A 23,755-nucleotide genomic window follows, 5' to 3' on the forward strand; every position below is an offset into this window, starting at 1 on the left:
TTATTGTTAAAGCGATACTTTGTATAACTGAATTAAAATCATAAAATAAGATGAAATTATTTATCATCGCCCAGTACAATAGGACATTATAAGAGCCGCATGATAAATTGCTCTGCTTGACCCATTATTTGAGAAACATCGTCAAAACCCTTAATGAAAATTATAAGTAATCAAGGAACATTACATGAGTACCAACATCGATACCAGTAACGATCACATTTTGTCTTCTGACAATATTCACTACTTGCACCATGATTTTTTTGAACCAAGTAGCAAAGACGTCGAGATTAGCGCGACTTTACTGATTGTGCATGGCATGGCAGAACACAGCGGTCGCTATAGCGATTTTGCACAGTTTTTGGCAGACAATGGTATCGCTGTGGCGACTTATGACCATTTGGGTCATGGACAGACTATCAAGACTGAGGCCGATCTTGGGTTTTTTGGTGAAGAGCATCCGGTACAGTCACTTTTGAAAGACGTGATTGTGATGGCCGATAGCCTAAAAGACCGTCATCCAGACGTCCCACATTTTGTGATGGGTCACTCGATGGGCTCATTTATCGTGCGCAATGTACTTAAACATCATGCGCATAATTTCACAGGCGCCATTCTAATGGGTTCCGCAGACGCCAACCCACTGGCTAAGGTTTTATTACCTATTAACAAGCTACTGGCCAGAGTAGCCCCAAGACAACCGAATACAGTTTTCGCCAAGGTGATGAACAAAGTCCTTAACAGCCAACTACCTGATCGTAATTCGTCCTCACAGTTTGCGTGGCTCAGTGAAAATACCGCAAACATTGAAGCCTATGAAGCCGATCCTAAGACTGGTTTTGACTTTACCAATAATGGCTTTATGACATTGTTTACGCTCATGGATACTGGACTGAATAAAAACTGGGCTACTACTATTGCCAAAAACTTCCCGATGCTGTTTATTAGCGGTGAAGATGATCCGATTGGTGAAATGGGTCGCGGTATACGTAGGGTTGTCACGCGTCTGGACAAGCGTCATTTCAGTCATGTCGATATTCAGCTGTATCCTAATATGCGTCATGAAGTGCTGCACGAAAAGGATAAACAGACTGTGTATCAAGATATTTTAGAGTGGATAGAGACCAACACGACAGACGATTAAATTATGACAAATGAGTTGTTTTGAGGGAGTACCTGAAAACGACTCATTCAATATTGTCATAATAAGACCCTCAACGCGTTTGCTAAAAGTGGTCAAATTAGCGACAATACGGCAAGCAAGTTTTTGGACCAAGCCACCCCTTGAATTTTCTTTAGGCTGGGTCATATAAGTCTTTAACCATAACATTGAGATCCACCTCCCTTTCATTCATTTTAGGAACCTTTATGTCATTACAACAAACCATCGAACAAGCATTTGAAAATCGCAACGAATACAGCCCAGCCAATATGCCACAAGACGTGCGCGATGCTATCAACCAAGTACTTGAGCAACTAGATAACGGTAGCCTGCGCGTAGCAGAAAAGAAAGATGGCGAATGGGTTGTCAATCAGTGGGCCAAAAAAGCCGTATTATTGTCTTTCCGCCTAAACGACAACTATGTCCAAGCTGCTGGCGAACATGTACAGTTCTATGACAAAGTACCGACTAAGTTTGCTAACTGGACAGAAGCACAGTTTAAAGAAGCAGGCGTACGCGTTGTACCACCAGCTGTCGCTCGTAGAGGTTCATTCATCGCAGCAGGCGCAGTATTGATGCCGTCATACGTCAACATCGGCGCCTATGTCGATCAAGGCGCGATGGTTGATACATGGGCGACTGTTGGTTCATGTGCTCAAATCGGTAAAAACGTGCATCTGTCAGGCGGCGTTGGCATCGGCGGCGTATTAGAGCCATTGCAAGCAAACCCTACTATCATCGAAGACAACTGCTTCATCGGTGCACGTTCTGAAATCGTTGAAGGCGTTATCGTTGAAGAAGGCGCGGTCATCTCTATGGGTGTCTATATCGGTCAATCAACGCGCATCTATGATCGCGAGACTGGCGAGATTCATCGTGGCCGTGTACCAGCAGGTTCTGTTGTTGTACCAGGTAGCTTACCGTCAGAAGATGGCACGCACAGCTTGTACGCTGCTATCATCGTGAAAAAAGTTGATGCGCAAACTCGTGCAAAAACATCAGTAAACGAGCTATTACGCCTAGCCTAAATATTTGGCAAGTACCGTTGTTTATTGAATAATGTTGTTTTATATGAAGATGCTGGAGGATGACTCCAGCATCTTTTTTGCAGCTTAATATAGCGTGTTACGTTATAATCCTCTTTTAGTTTGTCTTTATACAAACACAAAATCATTCGTACCATCCCCTGCCTTTTTATTACGATTGATAAGCGCTTCATCGCCTTATCGATCTTTAACTGTATTTGAAATATTATGAGTGAATCATCATTACGCACCGCCGCTATCCCTGTCACTGACCCTGAAGCAGGGTTACGTCTGACTGAGATTTTTTATTCCTTACAAGGTGAGGCGATCACCTCAGGCTTGCCGACGATATTTGTGCGTCTAACGGGCTGTCCACTGCGCTGCGTCTATTGTGATACTGAATATGCTTTTACTGGCGGCGAACGTCAATCATTAGAAACCATCATAGAAACTATCAAAGGTTATCCGTGCAAGCGTATCTGTCTGACGGGCGGTGAGCCGTTAGCACAGCCAAATGCCATTGAACTGATGAAACGTTTGCTGAGCGATGGGTATGAGATATCCCTTGAGACTGCAGGCGCGCTCACGGTAGAAAACGTGCCAGCAGCAGTCAGTAAGGTAATGGATCTCAAAACGCCAAGCTCAGGCGAAGTCGATAAAAATCTATGGTCAAACCTCGACTATCTCACTCAGCATGATCAAATCAAGTTTGTCATTATGAATCGTACAGATTACGACTGGGCAAAAGCTAAATTTACCGAGTATAAGCTAAACGAACTGGTCGGCACGGTGTGGTTCTCTCCGATGTTTAACGTCGCAGATGATATCGATGAACAGCTCAGCCCCGAGGTACCTGTATTGGCGCGAGAGCTGGCAGAATGGATGTTGGCTGATGCCTTACCAGTTCGTTTTCAGCTGCAATTGCATAAGATCATTTGGGCAGATGCCAAAGGCAAGTAACTATCAGAAAGTAACAAACAAAAAGTGTGAACACGTAGAGTGCCATGGATAAGGTAGCGGTATGATCAAACTCATTTTATTGGGCTTGTTAGCAGGTGCGTTTTTTAGCTCGACATTTATCTTAAATGAGCTTATGAGTAGCGCAGGCGGACATTGGTTTTGGTCAGCGAGTCTACGCTATGTCTTCATGCTGTTGATTATCACCACCGTTGTTACTATGCAACATGGCTTTGGTCGTATTAAAGCGCTAATGAGGATTTTTCTTCAGCATTGGGGCTTCTGGTGCATTACTGGCAGTATTGGGTTTGGACTGTTTTATACCGGTATTTGCTATGCCGCAGATCATGTTGCGGGATGGGTAGTAGCGGCTACCTTTATGTTTACCGTCGTCGCCAGTTTGCTTGTATTATTGGCATTTGGTCAACGTTTTGATAAAAAATTCATCGTATATGCTGTCATTGTCTTTATCGGTGTGGCACTCGTCAATATCAGTGAAGGTCTGCATGCTGCTTCTATAACCGACACCGTCCCCATGCCTGACATGCTGCTCTACGGTGCGCTACCCGCTCTTATCGCCGCTTTTAGCTACCCAATTGGTAACCAGCTGGTTTGGCAGGCCTCTCATAATGCTCGCAAGCGCAATACTGAACTACAGAAAGCCGCAGAGTTGAACGCTCAACGAGCTAGCACTAGTGTTGGTATTGGTATTGATATTAACGATCAGAGTGAACCGCTCATATCCGAAGCTTATGATTTGCCAACTACGACATATGATGCTACCGATATTGATAGCGTACTTCAAAGTGACAACGCTGCGGCAACCTCATCCCTACAAAACTTAATTGCTCGCATTCCTTCTATCGAAACCACGCTACTGCAAAATGCCTTTAACAAAGTGTGGCTAATGACTCTTGGGTGTTTGCCATTTTGGCTGTTTTTGGGCATTATAGTGCGCCCTGACCAGCCCCACCCCTCACAAATAATCAATACGTTGCTCGTTGCTCTATTGGCAGGCGTGGCAGCGACCACTATATTTCTGTATGCGCGCGAGCAAGCTGTTACTTCAAGCGAGGTTGCAGGCGTTGACTCAACCCAAGCCAGTGAAGTTATCTTTGCTTTGATTGGGGGTATAGTATTGTTAGATAACGCTATACCTTCGGCGATGGGACTGGTCGGTATAGGGCTGATTATTGTAGGGCTGATATTTTTTGCAAAAGATGGCTAAATGGCGCTATAGCACTACGCCCATTTCTCCACAGTCATGCATTGAATAACCGCTTAAAAAACACCTATCACTTTGATGATCTCGATTTGGCACTATAACCATGGGTAATGCTGTGATTTTTCCTGATATTCTATTATATTTATTGGACATGGTTGGCATTGTTGCCTGCGCGATTGCAGGGACCTTGCTTGCGCAGCATAAAGGCTTCGATATTGCTGGGTGTATCTTGGTGGCGATGGTCAATGCCATCGGCGGTGGTACATTGCGTGATATGGCTCTAGACCGTCATCCTCTATTTTGGATGACTGATCTTAATTACGTGATCGTTATCACAGTGACCTCTCTTATCTTACAAATATTCTTTCACCTTTATCATAAGATTGATAATGCGTTAAAGCTCTTTGATGCCATTGGGTTAGCCGCTTTTAGTGTCATTGGTTTTAAGGTGGCCTTAACCCTAGACATGTCTCCCCTTATTGCTATTATGATGGGTGTCTGGACTGCCATCATTGGTGGTTTGCTACGTGATATCATTTGTAATGAGATTCCGCTGGTACTACAGCGTGAGATTTATATTACTGCCAGTATCGCAGGGTCTGTGACCTATTTATGCTTACAGTATTTCGGAGTGGGCGCCAGTCTCAACGAATTTATTATGCTGTTTGTCATCTTTGCGGTACGTATGCTCGCGCTCAGATTCGACTGGCACCTGCCTTCTATTCGACTCGTGGATTGATCAATTGAGCAAAACTCTACTTAGATAGCCTTTGTTTGACTGACAATAATTGAAAATAGTGAGAACTGCCCATGTTGGCTATCGTATTGGACCCTACCGTACTGATCACTACTTTTGACCCGCGCTCTTTGATATATTTCTTTGATATGATTGGCATCATCGCCTGTAGCGTCTCAGGCACGATACTTGCCAAGCACAAAAACTTCGATGTCTTCGGCTGTCTGCTCGTGTCTATCGTCACTGCTATCGGCGGCGGCACGGTACGTGATGTCATTCTGGATCGCCATCCGTTATTTTGGATGGTAGATATGAGCTATCTGACCCTTATTACGATTTCATCACTAGCGATGCAGATATTTTTTCATCCAAATTCAAGACGAGTGGATAAGTTCCTCAAACTTTCCGACACTATTGGTCTGTCAGCATTTACGCTGATCGGTATCAAAGTTGCTGATAGTATGGGCGCCAATGTACCTGTAGCGCTATTATTAGGTGTGATTACCATCGTGGTTGGTGGCATCATTCGCGATATGATTTGCAATGAGATTCCATTGGTACTGCAGCAAGAGATTTATATCACGGCAGCGTTGACGGGTGGTGTGCTGTATTTTGCTCTAAAGAACTTAGGCGTGACAGATTGGGTAGCTGACATCTCTACGATGAGTACGATTTTTACTTTGCGTATGCTTGCTATTCGTTACGATTGGCAGTTCCCCACACTAGAGTGGAAATACTGATACTAGGGCGTGTCTTCATTTCAAAAATACCAACGCACCCATCTCTGAGCGCGTTTAGTATTATCGGTTTGACATTGTCGCTTTACCCTTGCTCTACCACAGCCAAATCTTTGACCATCAACTGTAAGCTTTGTTTGCCATTCCATTCATTGATGTCTAGCTGAAATAACAAATGGACTTGCTTAGCACGGTAATCCCACGCCTCATTATCGAAGTTAAAGAAAATTGCCTCTATCGGATATTGAACGTCTGGATAGCGTAGTGATAACTTAAGATGTTTGTCTTTTAAAATCTTGAAGCTCAGTACCTCAAACACACCATCAAATATCGGTGGCGCAAATCCATGACCCCAGATACTGGCATCGGCTAAATGTTCAGCAAACCATAAGCTAAAGTCACTCGCTTGCAAAGGTCCATCGGTGAATTTTTGCTCTGCAAATACCTCATCATCCATCTGAGCCATCACTTCATTAAAAGCTGTGACAAATGCCTCAAAGTTGCGGCGCTTGAGGGTTAAACCTGCCGCCATCGCGTGCCCACCGAAGTGACTGATTAAGTCTGGATAACGCTCAGCAACTTGTTCAATCGCATCACGAATATGTACGCCAGCGATAGAACGCGCAGAACCTTTAATAGCACTATCTTCATCTGTTTGTTCAGTATCTGCTGGTGCAAAAACGATACTGGGTAAATAATGGCTTTCTTTTAGGCGACCAGCGACAATGCCAATGACTCCTTGATGCCAGTCATCTTGGTACAGAATAATACTACGAGCGCCAGCATTGCTGGCTTTAGAAGTAGAGACAGCTTGAGTAGCCACATTCTGAGTAATAAGCGCTTGAGTAATTATGTCATCGTTACTCGCATTGTTGTCGCTATCACCACTCACACTCTCATCGCTATTATCTTCATTAGCCAATGCTTGTACGATACTATCAGCTTGCGCACGCATCTCGCCCTCTACATGACGACGCGTACGGTTCAACTGCTCAAGCTCTTGTGCCAAACGTTGTGCAGTGCTCCAGTCTTCAGTCAATAAGCACTCGATACCGATGCGCATATTATCCATACGCCCAGCTGCATTAATACGTGGCCCTAATACAAAACCAAAATCCTGAGCATGAAGCTGTTTGGGATCACGGCCCGCTTGCTCAAGCAATGCCAATATCCCCATACAGCAGCGGCCTTGACGAATAGCTGATAAGCCGTGATGTACCAAGATACGGTTGTTTTTATCCAGTACCCCAACATCTGCAATCGTCCCAAGTGCGACCAAATCCAAATATTGGCTAACCTGTACCGTAGACTTGCCAGCTTCGCGGCGTAGCTTTGCTAAGCGTCCGAGCACATAAAATGCGACTCCAACTCCTACCAATGCTTTGCTAGCAAAGTCACAACCTAGCTGATTTGGATTGACCACTGCTTCCGCAGGTGGCGTCTCTTTGGTCGTGAGATGATGGTCAGTGATAATCACCGTGATGCCATCAGCTTGGGCGCGTGCCACCCCTTCATGACTTGAGATGCCATTATCAACCGTCACTATCATGTCTGGCTGAAAAGTCTCAATACCTAACTCGACAATCTCTGGCGTCAGGCCATAACCGTACTTAAAACGATCTGGCACTAGGAAATCAACGACCGCACCCATCTTTGTGAGCGCACGCATCATTAAGGCTGTACTGGTGGCACCATCACAGTCAAAGTCACCAACGATCAAGATACGCTGACGCTCATCAATGGCCACATCTAATAAGCGCACGGCTTCAGTGACACCGTGCAGTGCCTCAGCAGGCAATAGACCTGATAGGCTAGTCTCCAGCTCATCAGGCGCAGTGATACCTCGCCCTGCATACAGACGGGCAAGCGTGAATGATTGAGCGGCAAATGGTTGCAGCGCGGCGGGCAACTCGTCGACGCGAGTGCTGGTATAACGGGGGGTTAAATTTAGCATGAGGGTATTCTACTGGCTTTAGTAGAGGCTCACAATGACAATTTATACTACCTCTGTATATCATTAGGCATTGTGCAACCTGATGAATAATGTCCATACATTAGTGATAATTGAGACTGCCATATTTATAGCTTATACAAACTACCTTCGTTTAGTCACTTACAAAAAAGGTGCACAGTGTGAGTAATTTCATTCATTTTGCTACAAAGCAATGATTGTAAGCCACGCATAAATCCATAAAATAGTAAGCAACTGAAAAATTTGTTGTTTATTGAACTTTTTATCATTTATATTTTAATTATTTATAAGGACACTTTATGAAAACCACGCCACTTGCTGAAAAACTTCCGAATACTATCGACCCTAACCTAGACCTTGATAAAGTTAAAAAAGAATGTCAAGGAATGGTAAAAAGACGCGCTAGAGTTTCTGCTGGTGTAGCGGTTGTGCCAGTACCATTTTTTGATGTGGCAGTTGATGCGGGGATGTTGACGCAACTGATTCCAGAGATTAGTGAGCGTTTTGGTCTCATTGAAGACCGTCAATCAGCCATTAACTTGGAATCACGCGAAGTGCATTGGAGCGCAGTAAAAGACCGTACCGTAGATTTCGCTGGTCTAATGGCAACACGTGGTATCGTCAAAAAAACTATCCAAGGTTTCGGTGGTCGTATCGCTGCCAAACAAGTGACCAAGTTTATTCCACTTGGCGGCCAATTGGTTGCTGCAACGATGGGCTATACCATTTTTAAGAAAATTGCCAATGACCATATCAATGAATGCTATAAATTGGCAAAAGATATTCAGCAAAAAGAACACGGCAAAAACGTATAAATAAGCCGAATAGCTTAGTCTATATCAAGCCAGTTAAGTGATTACTTAGCTGGCTTTTTTGTGGTTAATACATACAGGTTATAGAGTTTTAAAATAACATGCGCTAGTGGTTAATGATGTCATTGCTAGGTTTTACTGATAATATACAGCTTTATTTATGACAGACACCTTAAAGGACTAACTTATGAAAAAAATCTTGGCTTCAACGATGATGCTAGCGACTTTTGCCTTGGCGGGATGTACCACAACAGGTGCTACAAACAACGGTACAGGTACAGCAATCGGTACCGCAAATGAGATCGGCATGAATGTCTTCAAAGCAGCAATCGATAATCAATGCCGTAGCCAAATTGAAAAACAAAACGCGTGGCGTGTTGCAAGCGTCGCCATGACAGAAGCGCAGCAAGAATCTGTTAAAACCAATGTTTGTGGCTGTGTCAGTGAGCAAGCACCGCAGCAAGTCACCATTGTTGAGTTGGGCAATGCCGCGATTGACTCTCAGTACCGTACTCAGTTAGTTGCACAAGTCGTCGCTAAGTCTCTACAGAGCTGCTATACAAGCTTTGTTCAATAGAATAATTAAGTTATTCATTAGAATAAAAAATAATAAAAAGGGTGCGTTATACATAACGCACCCTTTTTATTGCTAATATATTGGTTCAATTAATCAGCCTAAAATTTATTTGTATCAGATGGTTGAGAAGTTATAGAGGCCGTAAAAGGTAATGATTGGCTACGACGGAAATACTTCGAGGTGCTATCAATAATTTTATCTACTTCCTTAATTAAATCATTAATCACATCATCATAAATACCATGATATAGCTCTTTCTCAAATGCTGTAAATGGGTGCTTGCGTGACGCTGAACCCACCTCAGTGACACCGTCTTTACTATAAAAAATATCTACGCGACCATCACTATTCAACACACAATTTAATAGACCACCTTCAATTTCCATCTCTACGCGTTCTGGCATAAAAATATAGTCATCTACATTGATAAGCTTTTTCTCTACTTCTCGTTTAAAAAATGATTTGATATCAAACATAGGTACATCCCTAACTTTATAATTATAAGATACGTGAGCATGCCAAGCACTGTGACTGTTACCCAGTATTCATCTGTGTGATTAACGGGTCATGCTTTACTCCGTTATCCTATAAGATAGTGTTAGATTATTTAAGGTGCGATATGTAAAACTGCGTTTGATGTTGGTAAAAATGTGCGCTTAACTTTGGTTTCAATACAGTTCCAACAACCGAAATAAACACAACAAAAAAGGAAGCGACCAATAAGCAACTTCCCTTTTTTATTATCGAACTGCATTAACTAACTGAGTTAGACCCAGCCCTTCTCACGAAACGATTTGAGTACCTCTACAAATACTGCCATCTCATCAGGTCTGCCAAGTGTTAATCGATTAAAGCCAGTGATTGGCGCAAACTCACGCCCAACAGCAATACCATGCTCACGCATTCTATCGATATAGGTTTGCACATCGCCTTGTATCTCATGAAATATAAAACTGGCTTGTGATGGCAAGTAGCGTAAGCCAAGCTCATCTAATGTTTGCTCAACCATCTGGCGCGATTGATTGGCTGTACGTAAGCTCAATGCCAAAAAATCTTCATCATCGAGAGTCGCTAACGCAGCTACAGCACCTGCCAAGTTGGTATTATCAATCGAGATAAATGCTTCTAATCTAGCTATCATTTGCGGGCTAGCAACTGCATAGCCAACACGCATGCCCGCGAGTGCGCATAGTTTTGAAAAGGTACGCACCACAACGATATTTTCAGAGTACTCCTCTCGTATCCATGTCACACCACTCTCAAAACTTGGATCAGTCACATACTCCGAATAAGCTTCATCTAATAAAAAGTAATGGTTACTTGGTGCATGCCCTACCCATTCTTTGAGCTTTACTGTGTCAGTAATAGTCGACGTTGGGTTGTTTGGATTGCACAGATAAAACAAGCTAATACCGTCAAAGCCATCAGCCACTTTTTGCATGCTTTGCAAGTCAAAGGCGTAGTTTTCAGTGGTCAGTGGTACTTTTACCACAGGCACATCGATAGATGTCGCATACAACTCAGCATAGGCAAAGGTTGGATGTGGCACGATAACTTGGAATTTTTCGCCTGCTACTAATGCTTGATTTTGTAGCATTTGGACGACAGTACGAATGTTTTCACTAGAGCCACTACCCAGTGAGATTTGGCTCTCTGTCACACCGTTTATCTCAGCGACTTTGGTAATCAGCGCTGCACGTTGGTCATCAGGATAACGAAAGCCGATGTCTAGAGAGTCGATAACCGCTTGTTTGGCAGCATCTGACATGCCGAGTGAGTTTTCGTTAGAGTTTAATTCTATTAAGTTATTGGTAAGCACAGTGAATAATACGCCTAGATTATGTCCATTCCAAAAATTTAGTCTGTGTTGATAATTTGATCTATAAAAACAGTAAGCCTAGCCTACCAAGAACATTACACGTGCTCGGCTTGTTAGCTCGTGACTTAAATTTTTGAAATATTATATGGATGGTGAGGTTTATGCGGATATGGTAAGTGGCAATGCGCGGTATTACAAGCATTCTGTACGTTCCCATATTGAATAAACCATAAAAAAGTGAGGTACTCAAAAAGCACCTCACCTTCACTATTTTTTAGCCTCTTTTTAGCTTCAATATTCGACCCAAGCGATCAGATTAAGTGTGCTTTTAACTCAAGCACTTTGTCACGCGTTTTTGCTGCTTCTTCAAACTTCAAATCACGCGACATTTGCTGCATTTGCTTCTCTAATCGTTTGATTTCTTTAGCAAGCAGATCAGGGCTACGCAAGATATTGATATCCACATCTGGCAAGTTACTCTTAACTGGGATAGCTTGATTATCATTGGCATCCAAGCTTTCACCCGTATCAATCTTGTCCGTGATACTACGACGAGCACCTTTTGGCGTAATATTATGCTCAAGGTTAAAGGCAATTTGCTTATCACGGCGACGATCCGTCTCATCTATCGCCTTTTGCATACTTGGCGTAATGCGATCAGCATAGAGAATAGCTTTACCATTTAAGTGACGGGCGGCACGACCAATGGTCTGAATAAGCGAACGCTCTGAACGCAAGAAGCCTTCTTTATCAGCATCAAATATCGCTACCAGTGATACCTCAGGCATATCCAAACCTTCACGTAATAAATTGATACCGACCAGCACATCATGCACGCCAGTACGTAGCTCATGAATAATCTGCATACGCTCCACAGTATCGATGTCCGAATGTAGATAAGCGACCTTTACATCATACTCTTTAAGGTAACTGGTCAAATCTTCTGACATACGCTTGGTCAATGTGGTAATCAGTACACGCTCGTCCTTTTCACGGCGTTTGGTAATTTCTGATAGCACATCGTCAACTTGCGTCAAGACAGGACGTATCTCAATCTCAGGATCAATCAGACCAGTCGGACGGACGACCTGCTCTACGACTTGCTCGCTATGCTCAAGTTCATATAGCGCTGGCGTAGCACTGACATAAATGGTTTTGGGCTTGATACGCTCCCATTCTTCAAACTTCATTGGGCGGTTATTCATCGCACTGGGCAATCTGAAACCATAATTGACCAAGTTTTCTTTACGTGATCTATCGCCTTTATACATAGCGCCAATCTGCGAAACCGTCACATGTGACTCATCAAGGAACAACAAGGCATCTTCTGGAATATAATCAAACAACGTCGGCGGCGCTTCCCCTGATGGACGACCAGAGAGATGCTGTGAGTAATTTTCGATACCGTTACAGTAACCAAGCTGCTGAATCATCTCCAAATCATACTGAGTACGCTCTTTGAGACGCTGTGCTTCAATCAGTTTGTTGTTGTCACGGAAGTACTCTAAACGCGGCTCTAGCTCAGCACGAATCGTATGACTGGCAGCTTCTAGCTTGTTGCGCGGCGTCACATAATGTGATTTTGGATAAATAGTAATACGTGGCACGCTGCGTACCGTCTTGCCCGTTAAGGGATCAAACCACGTAATCTTCTCAACTTCATTATCGAATAAATGCACACGTACGGCTAGCTGCTCAGACTCAGCAGGATAGATATCTAACAGCTCTCCACGCAAGCGATATGTACCACGGCCAAAATCTAGCTCATTACGTGTGTACTGCATCTCAACCAAACGCTTAATAGTCGCTGTACGGTCGATGTTATCGCCTACGACGACATGCAATAGCATTTTTAGATAGCTCTCTGGATCACCCAAACCATAGATACACGATACCGAAGCGACAATAATTGCATCACGACGCTCTAATAAGGCACGCGTGGCGGAAAGGCGCATCTGATCAATATGATCATTGATGGCGCTGTCTTTTTCGATAAAGGTATCACTAGCAGCGACATACGCTTCTGGCTGATAATAATCATAATAGCTGACAAAATATTCGACCGCATTGTTCGGGAAAAACGATTTGAACTCACCATATAGCTGAGCCGCTAGCGTTTTGTTATGCGCCATAATAATGGTCGGACGCTGAGTTTCAGCGATGACCTTCGCCATGGTATAGGTCTTACCAGAACCAGTCACACCCAGGAGCAACTGCTCGTCCATGTCCGAATTGATGCCGTTAACTAGCTTTTTGATGGCTTGCGGCTGGTCGCCTGCTGGCTCAAAGTCAGTAACCATCTCAAAGGCACGACTTGATATTTGCGTCCCTGACGCATTAACGCCACTAATTTCAGCTTCGCCTTGGAGCTGAGTGGCCAATTGATTTAACTGACGCGATGAGCGCGGTTCAGGCATTCGCATAATGGCTTTCTTCTTCTTAAGGTTTATAACAATATGGGGTCTGAGCAGCGGTTTTTAAAGGAGAATAGGGAGTCTTATCCTATAGTTAAAACGCTCTCTCGCTGCCCAAAATATAAGTATATACAGGTAAGGTTTATTAAAAGTTAAGGCTTAATAGTAGCGGATAAAACTTACATCGTTATAAAAAACGCACACAGTATTCGATAAATTTACAAAGCTTTTCACGGTTAACAAACTCGTTACACGACCACCTAACAAAGCCTAACACTCAAGGGTTCCAACACTGAGTTAAGCTGCTATTATCGTTCTTGAATTAACAAGTTGATGACTTTCAAGTATTAATGATCAGTACTAGTGAATGGATAGCTTTATAGCAATTAGTATCATTAGCTTTAACTTGATTGTCATCAAATAGAAAACTAATAAAAATACATTGAACTTTCATTCAATATAATAATTTTAAATAAATGACGGAGTAAAATATGAGAGAACGTTACGCAAGTGGTATTTCAGACGAAACTGCGAAGAAAATGATTGATTTGTTAAACGCTAACCTAGCAAACGTTATCGATTTAACCTTAGATGGCAAACAGTGCCATTGGAATCTACAAGGCACTGGCTTTATCGGTGTGCATCAATTACTAGATGAGACGTCAGATCGTATCCTTGAAGTATCCGATACTATTGCAGAGCGTATTGTAATCTTAGGTGGTCAACCAAACGGTTTGGCAAGTCGCGTAGTAAAAGAGTCTATCCTAGATGACTACCCAACCGACATCACTGAAGTAGATCAGCATGTACGTGAGTTAACTAGCCGCTACAAGAAAGTCGCAGAGACATTGCGTGAAGCGATTGCTACTGCTGGCGATGCAGGTGATGAAGACACCGCTGACTTATTCACAGAAGCTAGCCGTATCATCGATAAAGATGCATGGTTCATCGGCGCAAACGCACCGAAAAAATAGTATCGTTTAAGTTAAACAACTACTAAGTACTAGAGTTATAGAAAAAGCCGTCATGATTGTCGGCTTTTTTGTGTGTTGGGTTTTGAATTTAGAAAGCGTACTTAAAAACATGCACTAGGATTTCTCTACCACATACTTAATCTATCAAGCTTTTAAATTAAATATTCTCTAAACTTAGCAGCTCAGCGTTAGGTTCAGACAGTGTCAAGATAGCCTCTTGAAAAACTGGGTTACCTCTGAATAAATTTTCAATCTCTTCAAACTTCTGAGCGATATGCTCTTCTTTTTGATTGCCAGCGATATCTACTGCCGCCACCATAAATATCTTTTTTGGGCCGACCCACTCTAAGTGCAGGTAAGACACACTATCGATATCTGGATGATTCAGCAGCTCGCTCAAAACGTATTCGTGCATACGGTCAGTGACTCTATGCCCGACTAAGAAATCTCGGTTACGACTAATCAAGAATATGGCGACGACGCCCAATAATAGACCGACGATGATAGATCCTAACGCATCCCAATACGGTTCGCCCGTATAAGCATGCATACCCATAGCAGCAGCGGCGATCACCAAACCGATGACTGCTGCCAAATCTTCAAAGAATACACCGCGCAACGTTGGGTTAGACGTATCTACGACATAGCCAAGTGCACTTATATCGAGCGCTTCACCATGCTTTTTGCTTTGTCTGTATGCCTGAACCAATGAGATCCCTTCGAGCACAAACGCCACTGCCAATACGATAAAGCCAATCGTATAGTTAGCCTCAGACTCAGTAGCGTTCCATTCCTTAATACCGGTATAGATAGAGACAATCGAGCCTGCCGTAAATACACCAAAAGCAGCAATCATCGACCAAACATAAGACTCTTTGCCGTAGCCTAGCGGATGGCTTTTATCAGCAGGTTTGATGGATTTTTTTTCTGCGACGATGAGCAAAGTACCATTGCCAGCATCCGCCCATGAGTGGGCTGCTTCCGCAATCATGGAGGCTGAGCCTGTCATAAAGGCGGCAACAGTTTTTGCGATTGCAATAACCAGATTGGCCCCGACCGCAATTAACACAGTGATCAGTGAGCCTGAATGCTCATCATTGGTTTCAGGGCTTTGATTAAGGGTATGTTTTAGTTCAGGGTCATTGGGAATTTTAGGATTGCCTGCCCCACGCGCGCGAGGTGTTTGCGCCTTAGGAGAGGCTGGTAAATGGCGCTGGGGATTAGCAATAGATGGCTTTAGACTCATGCTAGACTCACTGAAATAACGTATTAATAGTAGAATTTTTCGCCGTAGATGAATGGCTTGAAATATATATCAGCTTAAAATAAGCGCTCTATAATATCAGTGTCTTTTTAGTGAGTCGTTGTATGAATTATTAATTCAATAAAAATAGATAACTTTATACAATATACAATTTTAGCTAGTTCTAAATAACTAGGGCTACTTTTCTACCTCGGCATTTTCTTCGTTCTCGTTAAACTGCTTATTAATCTCTTCGAAGTCGCAACTAGGACGGTGTGAGCTTTCCATGCGCAGTTTCTTTCGTTCTTTAGCCGCATCAGCTCGACACTGCTGCATCTTGTTTTTGATATCAAGTGGCGGTGCGGAGGTTGGTTTGCCATTGTCATCGATAGCCACCATCGTAAAGTAACAGCTATTGGTATGACGAACGGTACGACCCCGCACATCTTCTGCTTCGACGCGGATACCTACTTCCATCGAGGTATTACCAACATAATTGACACTGGCTGCAAAAGTAACCAGCTCGCCCACATATATCGGCTCACGGAACATCACCTGATCGACAGACAGTGTCACCACATAGTTACCACTATAGCGACTGGCACAAGCATAAGCGACCTGATCAAGCATCTTGAGCAAATCCCCACCATGCACATTGCCAATGAAATTCGCCATATCAGGCGTCATAAGTACTGACATGTATAGCTCATGGTTTAATGGGGCTTTTTTAGCAGTGGAGCTAGTATTGTATTGCGGCATAATATTCCTTAATGGTTTGACACTTATTTATTATGCCTACCATTTATACAGCAGGTCGCCGTATAGCACAAACAGACCTCTGTCATTAGACAGTCTAAATTGTGTAAATTAGGGCTATTTAAACAGCGTTATATAGGCCAAGATATAAGCGCTAGCTCAACCAATGAAAGCGATAAGCAAGCCACGCCACTATGGCGCTAACCGAACCGGTCAAAATACCACCCCATACAAAGTCAACCAACGCTGTATCTAGCGTAAAGCCCTTATAAAGTGCCAAATTAGTAAAGTCATATGTCCCGTAAGCCATCAAGCCAATCAGCCCGCCGAGTAAGAAGATATGGCCAACGGATGCGCCAGCTTTGATCTGCGGATATAGAACCAAAATACAAAGTGCCAATATATAAAACATATAGAACACGCCAGCTGCCATCATGTTTGGCTCATCAGCCAATAGATGCCCGATACGCGACTCATAAAAGGCGCCTTTCATGGTCGTCAGCCAGACAGCATCGACACCCAAAAAGATAACCACAGCGGCGAGATAAATAAAAACGTAACCCATTATATTACCTCTTATAAAATGAATAAAAACGGATAAAATTTATAATGTCAGTCGTGGTTGGATAAAGTCTAAAAATGCCAAAATACGCGAAGATACGGCACTGTTTTTGTAATATACCGCCTGTATGGCTTCACGGTTGTTTGGTCTGACTATCGCCTCAGGTAACACTTCAACCAATCTGCCAGACTCCAAGTCTTCACCAATCATAAAGTGTGACAATAAAGCGATCCCTTGGTGATTTAAACATAGCTGACGTAAGGTCTCGCCGCTACTACCAGTCATATGAAAATTCAGTTTAACTGGTGTTTTTAGTGGCCAACTATTTAGTTTTGACGCATCGTTAAAGCCAATTAATTTATGAGTGCTCAAATCATCAACATGAGTCACCTCATTATACTGATGTAAATATTCAGGACTGGATACTAGCCGCAGCTTACTTTTACCTAATAGACGTGCATGCAAATTTGAGTCTTTTAAATCGCCAATTCTGATAGCTAGATCTGTCTTGTGCTCGAGCAAATCGATGATATTGTCATGCGAGGTAAGGTCGAGAGTGATATGTGGATACTGCGCCACAAAATCACCAACCAAAGGCGTCAGTTGATGAAAGACAAACGGGCTGGCGGCGTCAATTCGTAGATGCCCACTCGGCGCTTGTTTCAACAGCTTAATCGCCTCTTCACCGGTATATAACGTATTTAAACTCTCACGCGCATATCTTATAAAGACATGCCCTTCCTCCGTCAGCTCCAAGCGCCGTGTCGTTCTATTTAGCAGCGTGCATTGCAGCGTATCTTCGAGTCTGGACACCGCACGAGATACCTTAGCTACTTGCTGATTCAATAAGTTGGCAGCGCCAGTAAAGCTACCCGTGTCTACTACCGTCAAAAATATCTCTATGTCTTCTGTTTTAGCATGTCCCATCATCACGATTACCTTTACAAAATTGACAAAGGTATTTTGTCATTTGTGCTGTTTTTTGCAAACTATAAATCCGTCAAACTACGCGCATCATTTAATTATTAGGATGTCGTTATGCCACTCGCTTTATGGGCGCTTACTCTAAGCGCATTTGCAATTGGGACAACCGAATTTGTCATCGTTGGTCTGGTACCAACTATTGCCGCCGATCTGGGCGTGAGCTTACCTTCGGCAGGGTTACTCGTTAGTCTATATGCCGTCGGTGTCGCTATCGGTGCCCCTATACTTACCGCACTCACTGGCCGCTGGAACCGCAAAATAGTACTGATGAGCCTAATGGGTCTGTTTGTCATCGGTAACTTATTGGCTTGGCAAGCACCCAGTTATGAAACCTTAATACTTGCCCGTATCTTGACCGGTCTGGCGCATGGTGTGTTTTTTTCTATTGGTTCCATGATTGCTACTAGCCTTGTTAGTAAAGAAAAAGAAGCCAGCGCAATTGCCATTATGTTTACTGGACTTACCGTGGCGCTCGTCACTGGCGTACCCCTTGGCACATGGATTGGACAGCATTTCGGTTGGCGCGCTACGTTTCTAGTCGTCTCAGTACTGGGTTTAATCGCTTTAATCGGTAGCGCAATATTAGTACCGAAAAACCTAAAAAAATCTATCCCTGCAACCTTCAAAGAGCAACTACAAGTCATTGTAAAACCACAGTTACTGCTAGTTTATCTAATGACTATTCTTGGTTATGGCGGTACGTTTACGGCATTTACCTACCTAGCACCTATCTTAGAGCAGCAAACCAAATTTGCACCATCAGCCATTGGTCTTATCATGCTCGTATATGGCGTGTCCGTTGCGATCGGTAATATTTGGGGCGGAAAACTTGCAGATAAACGTGGCCCTATTAGTGCGCTTAGCATTATATTTAGCGCCTTAAGTGTCATTCTTTTATTATTCACCTTTACTATGCAATCCAAGATTGCCGCAGTGCTGACTATTTTGGTATGGGGTGCTTTTGCCTTTGGTAATGTACCAGGCCTACAAATCTACGTAGTCAAGCAAGCTGAAAAATATACGCCAAATGCCGTCGATGTCGCCTCTGGATTGAACATTGCTGCATTCAATATCGGTATTGCACTGGGCTCAATCATCGGTGGTAGCGTGGTTGAAAATATGTCATTGCAAGACACGGCTTGGATCGGCGCTGTCATCTCTTTAATGGCATTAGCGGTCACACGCTATTCAGGTCTGCGTGATAAGCGTGCCCTGCAAGCATCGTAAAACTTTTCAATGTACAACTTCTCAACGTATGGGTCTCAAACTATTTAGACAGTATGAGACCTTATGAAAGTTATGAACAAACCCTATCTATATCATCAGACTTATACCGATGCTGTGTCTGCCCTATCTTCTTCACTAAATGTTTCATCATTCAAAACCGTTTTATGATTTAAGACGGCGGATGGCAGATCAGAAAAATGTAGCGTGTCGATATTGTTAGGCTTCACCGCAGTGACTTGTACCACACCGATCGTGCGCTCCAAAAAGCCACCTTCGCAATAGCAAAAGTAAAACTCCCATAGGCGGATAAAGGCATCGTCATAGCCAAGCGCTTGAATCTCTGCACGCTGCGCCATAAACGTAGCACGCCAGTCACGTAGCGTATATGCATAATCAAAGCCATAATCATGCAATTGTTTGACGACCATATCGGTCTGCTCAGTGAATTGGGTCGTCAGCTCTTGGTTTGAAAGCAGACAACCACCTGGGAAAATATGTGTTTGGATAAAATCAACCGAGTCGATATAGTCTTGATAATTCTGATCATTAAAAGTGATGGCCTGCAATACCATAAGGCCTGTCGGCTTGAGTAAGCTATTACATTTAGCAAAGAAAGTCGGTAAATACTCATGGCCCACCGCTTCAATCATCTCGATACTAACTAGCTTGTCATATTGACCTGTTAGCTCGCGGTAATCTTGCTTGAGCAATGTGATTTTGTCAGACAATCCTGCCGCTTCGACTCTTCGTTGCGCCTCGTCATATTGCGCATCAGAGATAGTCGTGGTGGTCACATGGCAGCCGTAATGCTTGGCCGCAAAAATAGCAAAACCGCCCCACCCTGTACCGATTTCAATCACATTATCATTAGCACTAAGCTGTAAACGTTGACATATGAGAGATAGTTTGTGCTGCTGAGCATCACTAAGCGTCACATCAGGCGTAGGATAGACTGCCGATGAGTACATCATCGTATCGTCCAAAAATCGCTCATACATGTCATTGCCCAAATCATAATGCGCTAGAATGTTGGATTTGGAGCCAGATTTGTCATTACTACGTAGCTGATGCTTCGCTTTTTCAAATGCTTTACTAATACCAGCAAAACGATTCTCTAGTTTATTAAGCACTGCTAAATTGCGAGCTGCCAGGCGAATCAAACCTGTCAGATCATCCGTATCCCATTCACCATCGATATAACTGTCTGCTAGCGCGATAGAGCCGCCAAGTAATAGCTGGCGATAGACAGCGCTATCATGAATCTGTAGCGTCACATGTAGCGAATGGCGACCAACCGCCGAGCTACTAGCGTCATTGGTAGCCACTTTGCCAAAACTACTTGTCTTAGATTCCTGCTCGTCAAATGTTTCAATCAGCGTGAGGCTACCAAACTGAACGTGCTGTAACGCACGAAAGATAAGCTTTCTCGCTAAGTTATTCACACTATTGCTGACTGGCTGTAGTACAGCGCTTTCATTAACTACTTTGCTCACACGAGCAGTTAATTTTTCTAGTTTTGTGACTGGTGCTCGATCGGTCGGTCGTGCTGGCATCATGTATTTATCCTTGTTTAAATGCTTTGTTTTTTAGTGATTCATTTTTAGTATTACATTGACGAGATTTTTGGATTGTTGATATTTGAAAATTGCTGTAACTACAGGGTATCTTTTTAAATATTACTTTACTGCTAACCGCCTTTCTGTTGACTGTCGGCCAATTTTTCATCGTAGTTGATATACGGCACTTTTTTTATCGCATAGAGCTTAAACGCGTGCCAATAAATACGGGTTAAGGAGGTCACATTCATCAGAGAGTTTTTTCGCAAGCTATAACGAACAACACCTTCTGTCATCGGTACGCCTGATATCTTTATACCAGTTTTTAAAACTTCACCGCGCTCATCGCTGATATTGATAGCGATACGCACTTGTAAGCCAGTATTAGGCTGCTCATCTGTTTTAGTACCTTTTACCGTAACCTGCCAGCGGTAAAGCTGATCGATAGGGTTAAAAGGTGATACGTGAAAATCCTTGTCATGACAGAACTCAGTATCCTCTCCTTCTAACAAAAACCCGTAGTAATGACGCTTGTCCCAAGGCGTATTAGACACTTCAGCCAGCAGATGAGTTGGCGTCTGCCGCGCATCAAACCCTAAGTAAAAATTGACTGGGCTAAAGTACATGCCTGCATTGCGGCAGACAAGTAACCCCAACATATCGCCTTCAGGTACGCTTCCTGCATGTTTTTCAAACGCTTGGATTAGGCGTTTTTTCAGTGCTTGAATAGACTGTACATTGTTATCAAGACTTTTATCATTGCTTAGGCTATTAGTACTCTGTAGGTCAGTATGCTGTAGATAGTCGTCAGGACAGAATCGTTGTAGCGCCTTTTTCTTTGCTGAAAATAGAGGCAGACCTTTTGCTATTAGCTTCTTCGGTAAAACTTTACGTAATGGTAACTTCCCTAAAACTTTACTTTCATCAAATGATGCCGTACTAATTTCAGGAAGTTCTTGCCCTGCCGCTAGCGCGCTAATATTGACGCCCCAATAGCGATAAGGGTAAACAAATTTATTCACACTAGGTAGCAGCCGACTGTGCCATGTCGTACCCTCAAACAGCTGATGCGGCACTGCATTGGTATCATAAGAAGACTCATGACTTGGCATAGCATTGGTATCTTGAGCGGACGTGGTCATAAATAATCTCTTGTTTAACGGTGTACTTTTTATATGGCGAATCTTTCAAAACACTTAGAATACATAGCGGCATTAATCGTCATATTATTTGGTTTTACGGCGACCGAATAAGCCACGTTTCTTATATTGGCTCGTATCAGCAGTTAAACTCTGCAAACGATTAGCATACTCGACCAGCTCCTGATTGGTCGTCGCTATGGTGACTTCGCGCTTGTTCAGTCTACGTAATTTGGTATCCGCTTTTATAGGCAAATCTTTATAACGAAACGACGTATGCGCGCTATCAGCATCAGGTAAATGAGCTGGATCAACTTCGTCTTTTATATCAATGTCAATACCAAGCGCCTGACAGACACGTAATCCACTGCGCACGCCATCTTCATGAAAACCATTAAACCAATAAGCCCCGCAGAAATGTGTGTGCGAACCGTTACCAGAGATACTCGACCATTTAGTCTGCGCATCAATCATCGCAAGATCGAACACTGGATGACTATAATCGATGCTCTTAACTATCTGCTTATCATCGACGCTTTTATTGTCTACAGCTGGGTTTAGGGTGACCAAATAATTGTGTTTTTTGGTCAAGCGTTGCAATATATTCATATGATAAGTCAGCACCGGCTTTGTAGGTATCTGTGCGTTTCCAGCAGCTTGCTCATCCTTAACACTGTCTGAAACTGTTTCATCTATTAAGTAATTCCAGCTTGCCCATGCCAGTGATTTCTTAGGTAAAACACTGGTATCAGTGTGCAGTACAGCCGTGTTTCTGGTAAAGCGGAAATGACCTAATACTTCAGATTCATCGGTGCTGGCATCTTTCAAAATCTTTAGTGCGGTATCTGCATGACAAGCAAATATAACCTCATCGAATACAAGATTTTCGCTACGATTGTCAGCGTTACCTTTATCCTGCACTGTCAAAGCAGCCTGTACTGTTAAAGTCACTTGCTCGCCATCACGAACTACAGACTGTACTGGACTATTGACCCGTATCTTGCCACCCGCTTTGATAAAGCGTGGAATCAATTTATTGACATACTGTTTTGAACCGCCTTTTATCGTAAACCACTGCGGACGATTGACCACGTCGAGCAAACCATGGTTGTCAAAGAACTGTGCAAAAAACACCAAAGGAAATTCTTGCACTTCATCTAGACTAGTTGACCAAATGGCCGAGACCATCGGCAATAGGTAGTTATCGGTAAATAGCTGACCGTATTTCTTTTGTGCCAAATAACCACCGAGCGTTTGTTCTGCAAAGCTACTGACATCTTGTCCTTGGGCACGCGCGCTATCATAATCTTGGCGTAGCTGTTTGATATGCTTATTAAACTGCAAAATATCTTTGATAAATTGCCAGAACTTTGGATTAAGTACATTTTTACGTTGTGACAATAAAGTGTTGAGCGTATGACCATTGTATTCAAAATGACGTACGGTATTTTTGACAGAAAAGCTCATGTCTGTTGCCTGAAACGGCACCTGCAACTCATGAAGCAAACGAAAGAAGTTCGGGTATGTGCGCTCATTAAAAACAATAAACCCTGTATCTATCGCACTACTCTCTACATTGCTACTCTTTGCTTTTTTACCGTCTTGTAGTGCCACATCAATCGTATTTACATGCCCGCCGATATAATCATTGGCTTCAAATACCGTCACATCATGTTGCGTACCTAGATAATGGGCGCATGTCAGTCCTGATACACCTGAGCCGATGATAGCAATACGTTTTGGGGTAGTCTGATGGTCAGAATCTGTTGCAGCATCGGTAGTATTTTTTTGATTACTTGCACGCTTGAAACGAGTAAACGGCATAAAAGCATTCCCTTCTGTATTTTTCTGTCGATATGATGGCTAAGAGTTCTATTAGCT

The 23,755-nt window shown here is 43.1% G+C and carries 21 protein-coding genes; 10 read left to right on the forward strand and 11 right to left on the reverse strand.

Going from position 1 to position 23,755, the window contains the following annotated elements:
* Positions 1-184: 184 nt before the first annotated feature.
* The 6 genes from IEE84_RS08885 (at position 185) to IEE84_RS08910 (ending at position 5,842) form a co-directional block, all read left to right on the forward strand.
* Positions 185-1,141 (forward strand): alpha/beta fold hydrolase, encoded by a 957-nt coding sequence (locus IEE84_RS08885; protein WP_057760879.1) that lies wholly within the window; start codon positions 185-187, stop codon positions 1,139-1,141.
* 224 nt (positions 1,142-1,365) lie between these two features.
* On the forward strand, positions 1,366-2,187 hold the full coding sequence (dapD, locus tag IEE84_RS08890) for a 2,3,4,5-tetrahydropyridine-2,6-dicarboxylate N-succinyltransferase (protein ID WP_057760881.1): 822 nt from the start codon (positions 1,366-1,368) through the stop codon (positions 2,185-2,187).
* A 225-nt stretch (positions 2,188-2,412) separates the two neighbouring features.
* Positions 2,413-3,144: a 7-carboxy-7-deazaguanine synthase QueE gene (gene queE / locus IEE84_RS08895; RefSeq protein WP_191113915.1), complete on the forward strand. Its 732-nt coding sequence runs from the start codon at positions 2,413-2,415 to the stop codon at positions 3,142-3,144.
* Between the two features lie 61 nt (positions 3,145-3,205).
* Positions 3,206-4,369, forward strand: a complete 1,164-nt coding sequence (locus IEE84_RS08900) for a multidrug resistance efflux transporter family protein (protein ID WP_191113916.1) — start codon at positions 3,206-3,208, stop codon at positions 4,367-4,369.
* A gap of 100 nt (positions 4,370-4,469) precedes the next feature.
* Positions 4,470-5,105 carry a trimeric intracellular cation channel family protein gene (locus IEE84_RS08905; RefSeq protein WP_191113917.1) on the forward strand — a complete coding sequence of 212 codons (636 nt, stop codon included), beginning with the start codon at positions 4,470-4,472 and terminating at the stop codon, positions 5,103-5,105.
* Positions 5,106-5,176: 71 nt separating this feature from the next.
* Positions 5,177-5,842 (forward strand): trimeric intracellular cation channel family protein, encoded by a 666-nt coding sequence (locus IEE84_RS08910; RefSeq protein WP_057760888.1) that lies wholly within the window; start codon positions 5,177-5,179, stop codon positions 5,840-5,842.
* A gap of 82 nt (positions 5,843-5,924) precedes the next feature.
* On the opposite strand, the gene recJ is transcribed toward IEE84_RS08910, so the two are convergent.
* Positions 5,925-7,793 carry a single-stranded-DNA-specific exonuclease RecJ gene (gene recJ, locus IEE84_RS08915; protein WP_191113918.1) on the reverse strand — a complete coding sequence of 623 codons (1,869 nt, stop codon included), beginning with the start codon at positions 7,791-7,793 and terminating at the stop codon, positions 5,925-5,927.
* 317 nt (positions 7,794-8,110) lie between these two features.
* Here recJ and IEE84_RS08920 point away from each other — a divergent pair, with 317 nt between their 5' ends.
* On the forward strand, positions 8,111-8,626 hold the full coding sequence (locus tag IEE84_RS08920) for a hypothetical protein (protein ID WP_057760892.1): 516 nt from the start codon (positions 8,111-8,113) through the stop codon (positions 8,624-8,626).
* A 184-nt stretch (positions 8,627-8,810) separates the two neighbouring features.
* Positions 8,811-9,200 carry a hypothetical protein gene (locus tag IEE84_RS08925; RefSeq protein ID WP_102092901.1) on the forward strand — a complete coding sequence of 130 codons (390 nt, stop codon included), beginning with the start codon at positions 8,811-8,813 and terminating at the stop codon, positions 9,198-9,200.
* A gap of 98 nt (positions 9,201-9,298) precedes the next feature.
* On the opposite strand, the gene IEE84_RS08930 is transcribed toward IEE84_RS08925, so the two are convergent.
* The 3 genes from IEE84_RS08930 to uvrB all read right to left on the reverse strand — a co-directional run bounded on the left by IEE84_RS08930 (position 9,299) and on the right by uvrB (position 13,442).
* A complete protein-coding gene (locus IEE84_RS08930; RefSeq protein WP_057760896.1) occupies positions 9,299-9,676 on the reverse strand; it encodes a hypothetical protein in 378 nt (125 codons plus the stop codon).
* Between the two features lie 290 nt (positions 9,677-9,966).
* Positions 9,967-11,019: a pyridoxal phosphate-dependent aminotransferase gene (locus IEE84_RS08935; protein ID WP_224737731.1), complete on the reverse strand. Its 1,053-nt coding sequence runs from the start codon at positions 11,017-11,019 to the stop codon at positions 9,967-9,969.
* A gap of 311 nt (positions 11,020-11,330) precedes the next feature.
* Entirely contained in the window at positions 11,331-13,442 is a 2,112-nt protein-coding gene (uvrB, locus tag IEE84_RS08940; protein ID WP_101206411.1) for an excinuclease ABC subunit UvrB, read from the reverse strand.
* A 482-nt stretch (positions 13,443-13,924) separates the two neighbouring features.
* Between uvrB and dps the strand changes: the two genes are divergently transcribed.
* A complete protein-coding gene (gene dps / locus IEE84_RS08945) occupies positions 13,925-14,407 on the forward strand; it encodes a DNA starvation/stationary phase protection protein Dps (protein WP_114700342.1) in 483 nt (160 codons plus the stop codon).
* 157 nt (positions 14,408-14,564) lie between these two features.
* Here the strand turns inward: dps and IEE84_RS08950 are convergent, their stop codons facing one another.
* The 4 genes from IEE84_RS08950 to IEE84_RS08965 form a co-directional block, all read right to left on the reverse strand.
* Positions 14,565-15,653 (reverse strand): cation diffusion facilitator family transporter, encoded by a 1,089-nt coding sequence (locus tag IEE84_RS08950; RefSeq protein WP_165597841.1) that lies wholly within the window; start codon positions 15,651-15,653, stop codon positions 14,565-14,567.
* 195 nt (positions 15,654-15,848) lie between these two features.
* Entirely contained in the window at positions 15,849-16,409 is a 561-nt protein-coding gene (locus tag IEE84_RS08955; RefSeq protein WP_191113919.1) for an acyl-CoA thioesterase, read from the reverse strand.
* A 151-nt stretch (positions 16,410-16,560) separates the two neighbouring features.
* Complete coding sequence (locus IEE84_RS08960; protein WP_057760908.1) at positions 16,561-16,971, reverse strand: DUF2177 family protein; 411 nt, start codon at positions 16,969-16,971, stop codon at positions 16,561-16,563.
* 39 nt (positions 16,972-17,010) lie between these two features.
* Positions 17,011-17,898 (reverse strand): LysR substrate-binding domain-containing protein, encoded by an 888-nt coding sequence (locus IEE84_RS08965; RefSeq protein ID WP_191113920.1) that lies wholly within the window; start codon positions 17,896-17,898, stop codon positions 17,011-17,013.
* A gap of 108 nt (positions 17,899-18,006) precedes the next feature.
* Here IEE84_RS08965 and IEE84_RS08970 point away from each other — a divergent pair, with 108 nt between their 5' ends.
* Positions 18,007-19,179, forward strand: a complete 1,173-nt coding sequence (locus IEE84_RS08970; protein ID WP_191113921.1) for an MFS transporter — start codon at positions 18,007-18,009, stop codon at positions 19,177-19,179.
* A gap of 101 nt (positions 19,180-19,280) precedes the next feature.
* Here the strand turns inward: IEE84_RS08970 and IEE84_RS08975 are convergent, their stop codons facing one another.
* The 3 genes from IEE84_RS08975 to IEE84_RS08985 form a co-directional block, all read right to left on the reverse strand.
* The gene (locus IEE84_RS08975) at positions 19,281-20,735 is read right to left on the reverse strand and encodes an SAM-dependent methyltransferase (RefSeq protein ID WP_191113922.1); all 1,455 of its coding nucleotides are present in this window, start codon (positions 20,733-20,735) and stop codon (positions 19,281-19,283) included.
* Between the two features lie 131 nt (positions 20,736-20,866).
* Complete coding sequence (locus IEE84_RS08980; protein ID WP_191113923.1) at positions 20,867-21,877, reverse strand: DUF1365 domain-containing protein; 1,011 nt, start codon at positions 21,875-21,877, stop codon at positions 20,867-20,869.
* An 84-nt stretch (positions 21,878-21,961) separates the two neighbouring features.
* A complete protein-coding gene (locus IEE84_RS08985; protein ID WP_191113924.1) occupies positions 21,962-23,698 on the reverse strand; it encodes an NAD(P)/FAD-dependent oxidoreductase in 1,737 nt (578 codons plus the stop codon).
* Between the last annotated feature and the right edge of the window lie 57 nt (positions 23,699-23,755).

The sequence above is a fragment of the Psychrobacter sp. 28M-43 genome (assembly GCF_014770435.1).
Lineage (GTDB): Bacteria > Pseudomonadota > Gammaproteobacteria > Pseudomonadales > Moraxellaceae > Psychrobacter.